This window comes from Pseudokineococcus sp. 5B2Z-1, assembly GCF_037482305.1.
Lineage (GTDB): Bacteria > Actinomycetota > Actinomycetes > Actinomycetales > Quadrisphaeraceae > Pseudokineococcus.
The window spans coordinates 463,062-470,300 of the sequence record NZ_JBBHZG010000002.1; the positions used below are offsets into that span (position 1 = coordinate 463,062).

Below are 7,239 nucleotides of genomic sequence, written 5' to 3' on the forward strand. Positions count from 1 at the left end.
GGTGGAGGTGACGCCTCCTCCACCTTCCGGGGGCCTCGGCCCTGGACGTGGCGCCTCCTCCGCCGCGGGCCGTCACGGAGGCGGGCCCGAGGGCCCGCCGGGCGGCGCCTACCCTTGCTGCGTGAGCGCGGGGACGGCGCCGACGGCGCAGCGGGACGGCGGGAGCGCTCGTGCGCCCCGCCCCACGGGCGCGCGGTCGGGGACGTCCTCGCCGCCGCGGTGGTGGCTCGTCGTCGTCGTCCTCACCCCGCTGGCCACGGCGCTCGGCCTGCTCTGGGCCCTCGCGACCGGTGGCGCCGCCTCGCCGGACCTCGTGCGCGACCCCGGCGCGCTCGTCCGGTACGGGCTGCCCGTGGCGACCCTGCTGCGCGACCTGGCGATGGCGATGACGCTCGGCGGCCTCGTCCTCGCGGCCGGCGTCGTCCCGGCGCGCGCGCCGTCGTGGGCCCCGGCCGCCCGGACGGCGGCGGTGGCGTCGGGGGTCTGGACGGTCGCCAGCCTGGCCGTCCTCGTCCTCACGGCCGCCAACCTCTCGGGGACGCCGCTGGCCGACCCGTCCTTCGGTGCCCAGCTCGCGATCGTCGCCACGCAGATCACCCAGGGGCAGGCGCTGCTCGTGTCGACCGTCGTCGTGGCGCTCGTCGCCACCGCGGCCGTCGGCGTGCGGACGCCCGCGGGCGCCGGCTGGACGGCGGCCCTCGGTGCGCTGGCGATCGTGCCGCTCGCCCTCAACGCCCACTCGACGGGCACGAGCGGCCACGAGACGGCGGTCAGCTCCTGGGGGCTGCACGTCCTCGGCGTCGCGGTGTGGTTCGGCGGGCTCATGGCGCTCGTCGCCGTCGCCCGCAGCACCGGTGCCGAGCTCCCCGTCGTCGCGCGCCGCTACTCCGCGCTCGCGCTCGTCGGCTTCGTGCTCGTCGTCGCGTCGGGTGTCGCCAACGCCGCGCTGCGCGTCGCCGGGCTCGCCGACCTCCTCGGCACCGGCTACGGGCTCCTCGTCGTCGCGAAGGCGACCGCCAGCGTCCTGCTCGGCCTCGCCGGGTGGGTCCACCGGCGCTCGCTGCTCGCCGCCATCGACACGCGCACGGCCGCCGGCGCGGGCGCGCGCGGGCCCTTCTGGCGGCTCGTCGGCGGGGAGGTCGTGCTGCTGGGCGCCGTGTCCGGCGTCGCGGCGGCGCTGTCGCTGACCCAGCCGCCGGTGCCGCAGGAGCTGCCGCCCGCGCCCACGCCCGCGGAGCTGCTCACCGGCGAGGCGCTGCCCGAGCCGTTCCGCCCGTCGAGCCTCGTGACGCAGTGGCAGACCGACGTGCTGTGGGTCGCCGTCGCCCTGGCGCTGGCCGTCGCCTACGGGCGCGGCGTCGCCCGCCTGCGCCGCCGCGGCGACCGCTGGTCCGTCGGCCGCACCATCGCCTTCGCGATCGGGCTGGTCGTCCTCGTCTACATGACGAGCGGGGCCCCGGCCGCCTACGGCCGCACGGTCTTCAGCGCGCACATGGTCCAGCACATGGTGCTGAGCATGCTCATCCCCGTGCTGCTCGTCCTCGGGGCGCCGATGACGCTCGCGCTGCGCTCGATCCCCAAGCGCCGCGACGGCTCGCGCGGGGTCCGGGAGTGGCTCGTCGTCCTCACCGAGTCGCGGTGGCTGCACCTCGTGTCGCACCCGGTCGTGGCGGCGGTGCTCTTCGCCGGCAGCCTCATCGTCTTCTACTACACGCCGCTCTTCGAGCTCGCGCTGTCGACCCACACGGGCCACGAGCTGATGATGGTCCACTTCATCGGCGTGGGGTACCTCTTCGCCAACGCGCTCGTGGGCATCGACCCGGGGCCGAACCGGCCGAGCTACCCGCTCCGCGTCGTCCTGCTCTTCGCGACGATGGCGTTCCACGCGTTCTTCGGCATCGCCATCATCTCGAGCGAGACGCTGCTCGCGGGCAGCTGGTTCTCCTCGACGGGCTGGGGGATCGACGCGCTCGCCGACCAGCGCACCGGCGGCGGCATCGCCTGGGGCATCGGCGAGTTCCCGACCCTGCTGCTCGTCGTCGTCGTCGCCGTGCAGTGGGCCCGCAGCGACGAGCGCGAGCAGCGCCGCCGCGACCGCACCGCCGACCGCACCGGCGACGCCGAGCTCGCCGCCTACAACGCGATGCTCGCCGAGCGCGACCGCCAGGACGCCCCCCGCCGCTGACCCGGTCGCCCCCCGGACGCACTTCGTCGACACATCGCCGTCCAGGGGCGCCCTCACGGGCACTTCGTCGTCACCCCGCCGTCAGGGGGTGCCCTCTCGAGGCACTTCGTCGTCAGTTCGCCGTGTGAGGGCGACCGCCGAGGGCACGTCGGCGACAGACGGCCCCGGGGGTGGCGACGCTCGCCCGGTCGCCGGGGGCCGCGCGTGGTAGCACAGGGCCGTGACGACGTCCTCTCACGACCGCGCGACCGACGACCGCCCCGCCGCGGACCCGCTCGCCGACCTCTCCGCCTACGTCGCGCAGCCGCGGGTCAGCGGCCTCGCGCTGAGCCCGGACGGGCGCCGCCTCGCGCTCGCGGTCGCGGGTCTCGACGGCGACGGCACCGGCTACGTGACGAGCCTGTGGGAGTCGCCGCTCGACGGCGGCCCCTGCCGCCGCCTGACCCGCGGGACCACCGGCGAGGCCGCGCCGGTGTGGACGCCGCAGGGCGACCTGCTCTTCACGGCCAAGCGCCCCGAGCCGTCGGCGCCCGGTCGCGCGGGGGCGAAGCCGCAGCCCGACCCCCACCCCGGTCCGGCGGCCGAGCCCGGCCAGCCGGGCGGCGGGGGCAAGCCCGGTGACGACGCCCCGCCGGCGCTGTGGTGCCTGCCCGGCGGGACGGGCGAGCCGCGGCCCGTCGCGGCCCGACCCGGCGGGGTGTCGGTGGTCGCCGTCGCGCGCACGAGCGGGGCCCTGCTCGCGACCTCGCCGACGATGCCGAGCACGGCGACCGGCGGCGACGACGCCGCGGCCCGCTCGGCGCGCAGCGAGGCGGGCGTCGGCGCCGTCCTCCACACCGGCTACCCGGTGCGCTTCTGGGACCACGACCTCGGGCCCGACCGCGACCGCCTCCTCGCCGCGGACGCACTGGCGGGCCCCGCGAGCACCGCGGGCGACCCCGACCCGCGCTACGCGCTGCGCGACCTCACCGGCCACGTCGGCCCGGCGCTGCACGAGGCGGCCTGGGACCTCTCGGATGACGGGCGCACCGCCGTCGGCACGTGGACGGTCCTGCGCGCGCACGGCGAGCAGTCCCTCCAGCTCGTCGCCGTGGACGTCGCCACGGGGCGGCGCACCGTCCTCCTCGACGACCCGGAGGTCGAGCACGAGGGCGCCGTCCTGTCGCCCGACGGCCGCACCGCCGCCTTCGTCGCCCAGCGCATCAGCACGCCCGAGCGCCCCCCCCGCTCGTGGCTCGCGCTCGTCGACCTCGAGCACGACGACGCCGGTGCCGTCGTCGGCGCGGGGGAGCGGTGCGACCTCACCGAGGGGTGGGACCGCTGGCCGCACGCCCTCACCTGGACGCGCGACGGCGCCGCCCTCGTCGTCGAGGCCGACGAGGCCGGGGCCGCCCCGCTCTTCCTCGTCGACGCGGCCTCCGGCGACGTCCGCCGCCTCACCGCGGACCACGGCGCCTACGCCGGCGTCGAGGTCTCGCCCGACGGGTGGGCCTACGCGCTGCGCTCGGCGTACGACGGCGCCCCGGCGCCCGTCCGGGTGCGCCTGGAGGACGGCGCCGTCGAGGACCTGCCCTCGCCCGTCGCGCCGCTGGCCCTGCCCGGCCGTCTCGAGGACCTCCGCACGACCGCCGCGGACGGCACCGAGGTCCGCAGCTGGCTGTGCCTCCCGGACGGCGCGAGCGCCGACGCGCCGGCCCCGCTGCTCCTGTGGGTCCACGGCGGGCCGCTCGGCTCGTGGAACGCCTGGTCGTGGCGCTGGAACCCGTGGCTGGCCGTCGCGCGCGGCTACGCCGTCCTCCTGCCCGACCCGGCGCTGTCGACCGGGTACGGGCAGGACTTCGTGCAGCGCGGCTGGGGCGCGTGGGGCGCCGCGCCCTTCACCGACCTCATGGCCGCCACCGACGCCGCCGAGGCGCGGGACGACGTCGACGCCACTCGCACCGCGGCGATGGGCGGGTCCTTCGGCGGGTACATGGCCAACTGGATCGCCGGGCACACCGACCGCTTCGACGCCGTCGTCACGCACGCCAGCCTCTGGGCGCTCGACCAGTTCGGCCCGACGACGGACGCGGCGTACTTCTGGGGCCGCGAGATGACGGCCGAGATGGCGCGGGAGAACAGCCCGCACCACAGCGCCGACGCCATCACGACGCCGACCCTCGTCATCCACGGCGACAAGGACTACCGGGTGCCGATCGGCGAGGGCCTGCGGCTGTGGTGGGACCTCGTCTCGCGGAGCAGCGCCGAGGACGGCTCGACGCCGCACCGGTTCCTGTACTTCCCCGAGGAGAACCACTGGGTGCTCTCGCCCGGCGGCGCGGTCGCCTGGTACCAGACCGTGCTGGGCTTCCTCGACCAGCACGTGCTCGGGCGGGCCTGGGTGCAGCCCGACCACCTGGGGTAGGGAGCGACACGGGATTGGTTCACCAGGGCGAGAGGACGAGCACCACGTCGTCTCCGGTGACCACGACGTCGCCGGAGACGACGACGTCCGCCTCCCCGGTCGTCTCGACGAGCTCCTCGGTCAGGAAGAACCCGCTCGGCACCCGGGCCGTGTAGCTCATCGCGCCGCGCTCGAGCGTGGTCAGCGACCACGAGCTGCCGCCGAAGAGGGAGCTGGTGCGCTCCACATCCACGACGGGGAGGCGCTCGACGCTCCACTCGACGTCCTGGGCCCGGTACTCGTAAGCGTCGAAGGGGCAGCCCTCGGGGTCGATGACGGCCTCCTCCGCGCACTGCTCGACGAGGTCGTCCACCTGGCGCTGCACCTCTTCCCCGAGCTCCGGTGTGGCCTCGACCTGCAGACCGGCCGCCTCGGCGGCGTCAGCGGTGGAGACCGGCACGGGGACCGCTGCGAGGTAGGGGGATCCCGTGAGGACGGCGGCCTCGTAGACCCCGGGGTAGGCCGGCAGGCTCACCTGCGCACCCCCGTTGATCTCGACGTCCGCCCCGGAGACGCGCACGACCTGCGCGTCGTCCGGGACGACGAGCTCCACGGAGCCGACGAGCGGGGTGTCCAGCCGCCAGCGGTCGAAGACGACGCCCGTGCGGCCGTCGCGCCGGAGCACCAGGTCGACGGACTGGCGGACGCCGTCCAGCGCGTAGCTGGCCGTCACCGCGGCGACGTCACCCTCGACGGCCACGTCGTCGACCCGGACGTCCGTCGGCAGCGCCGTCGCCTCCGCCAGCACCTCGTCCGTGAGCAGCCAGCGCTGCGCCGAGTCGACGTCGGGGTCGACGATGCCCGCCGCCTCGTCGGCCGACCCGGCGGCGAGGGCCCGCAGGTAGTCCTCGGCGACGACCTGCGGCCCGTGCCAGCGCTCCTGCAGGACGCCGTGGGCGACGACGGCGGCCACGAGGAGGACCAGCCCGCCGCCGAGGACGCCGGTCACGAGGGCGGCCCTCCGCCGGCCGGTACTCGGTGCAGCGCCGGCCGGGGACGCCGTGGCCGCGCTCCCGTCGTACCTCTCGGCGACGCCATCGGCCTCGAGGGTGGCCTGGCCGATCCGACCCGGCGCCTCCACCCCACCACCGGAGGGGCCCTCGAGGCGGTCGGGCCCGGCGAGACGGCGTGCGAACCCGGGGGCCGACGCGGCGAGCGGTCCGGCGAGGGTGCGCGCCGCCACCTCGACGACGACGGCCCACAAGAGGAGGGCGAGGACCGTGACGGGCAGGACCGACCCCTCCGCCCGAGCGTCCACGGACAGCAGGAGGGTCGCGCTGCCGCGGCCGTCCACCGCCGCGAGGGCCGCCATGACGACGCCGACGAGGAGGGCCGTCGTCGGCGCGACCCACGCCGACGACCACGAGCGCCGACGGCCCGGGGCCCCCGCGCGCAGACCGGCGCGGCAGCCGACGAGGACGGCCAAGGCCGCGGGGAGCAGCACGAGAGCGGGCGCTGCGGCAGGCAGCTGGGGCGAGAGCACGTCGAGGTCCTCGGCCAGCGTGCTGCCGAGCGCCGCGACGGACCCCGCCACCGCGCCGGGGAGCGCGACGGCCGCCACGGCGACGGCGGCGTGCCCCAGCCACCAGGGAGCCAGGGCGAGGGCGAGGACGCGGTCCTCCTCGGCGACGACGGGCACGGTGACGAGCGCGACGACGGCCGAGACGGCGAGCAGACCCCCGACGAGAAGAGCCCCCGCGGCAGCGCCAGGGGCGACGACGAGGGACACGGCCCGGGGCACACCGAGGTCCGTGAGCCGGTCGCCGCGGGGCCGGGCCAGCGCACGCCCCGCAGCAGCGGCGGTCAGGACCAGGAGGAAGCCGACGAGGAGGAGCCGAGGACCGGCGGCGGTCAGCTCCACCTCCACCGCGGTGCCGTCCTCGGTACTGCTCGCGCGCACTGCGGTGACCGCGCAGGCGACGGTCGTCACGAGGGCCGCCACCGCCGCCGAGGCGGCGGACGCCAGCCACAGCGACGACGGCCCGCGGGAGGGCCGGCGCCGCTCGCCCAGCCATGAGGCGAGGACGGCACCGGCGAGGACGAGGGCGGTGAGGAGGAGCGGCGTCGCGACCAGCGTCGCCTCGCCGCCGCCCGCCGTCGAGGTGACGTCGAGCGCGAGCCGCGCCCCCAGGGCGGCGCCGAGCGCCAGCCAGGGGGCGGCCAGGAGGACGGACGCCCCCTGGACGAGATCCGCGGCCGAGCTGACCGGCCCACCGGCGCCGGCGCCCTCGGCCGCTCCTGCGGCGGCCCCGGCAGCCACGCCCACGACGAGGAGGACCACCGAGACGAGGAGACCCCACGCCACCGTGCCTAGACCGGCCATCGCCCCGGTGACGAGGGCGTCGGGCAGCTGCGCGAGCGGCCGGCCACCGCCTCCGGACGGCGGGACGGGCGGCCGACCGGCAGCCCGCGCGTCATCGTCGTGCCCTGCAGGCATCGGCGTCCCTGAGCTCTCGTCGACCACCGGTTCGTCCCCCGTCTCGTCCGTCGCCGCCGTCCGGCGGTGCTCGGCGGACGCTAGAGGACGGGGACGACACCGGTTCTCCGATCTGTGGACTGACCTGCCCGGACGGAAGAGGCGTCCACGAGCGTGACCGTGCACGGTCACGCT

At 77.1% G+C, this 7,239-nt stretch carries 3 protein-coding genes; 2 read left to right on the forward strand and 1 reads right to left on the reverse strand.

All coding sequences use genetic code 11. From position 1 onward, the window contains the following. Positions 1–121: 121 nt before the first annotated feature. Positions 122–2,185 (forward strand): cytochrome c oxidase assembly protein, encoded by a 2,064-nt coding sequence (locus WDV85_RS06335; protein ID WP_339569835.1) that lies wholly within the window; start codon positions 122–124, stop codon positions 2,183–2,185. 220 nt (positions 2,186–2,405) lie between these two features. After that, positions 2,406–4,589 carry a S9 family peptidase gene (locus WDV85_RS06340; protein ID WP_339569836.1) on the forward strand — a complete coding sequence of 728 codons (2,184 nt, stop codon included), beginning with the start codon at positions 2,406–2,408 and terminating at the stop codon, positions 4,587–4,589. A 19-nt stretch (positions 4,590–4,608) separates the two neighbouring features. Here WDV85_RS06340 and WDV85_RS06345 read toward each other — a convergent pair whose 3' ends face one another. Beyond that, on the reverse strand, positions 4,609–7,065 hold the full coding sequence (locus WDV85_RS06345; protein WP_339569837.1) for a hypothetical protein: 2,457 nt from the start codon (positions 7,063–7,065) through the stop codon (positions 4,609–4,611). Positions 7,066–7,239: the final 174 nt, after the last annotated feature.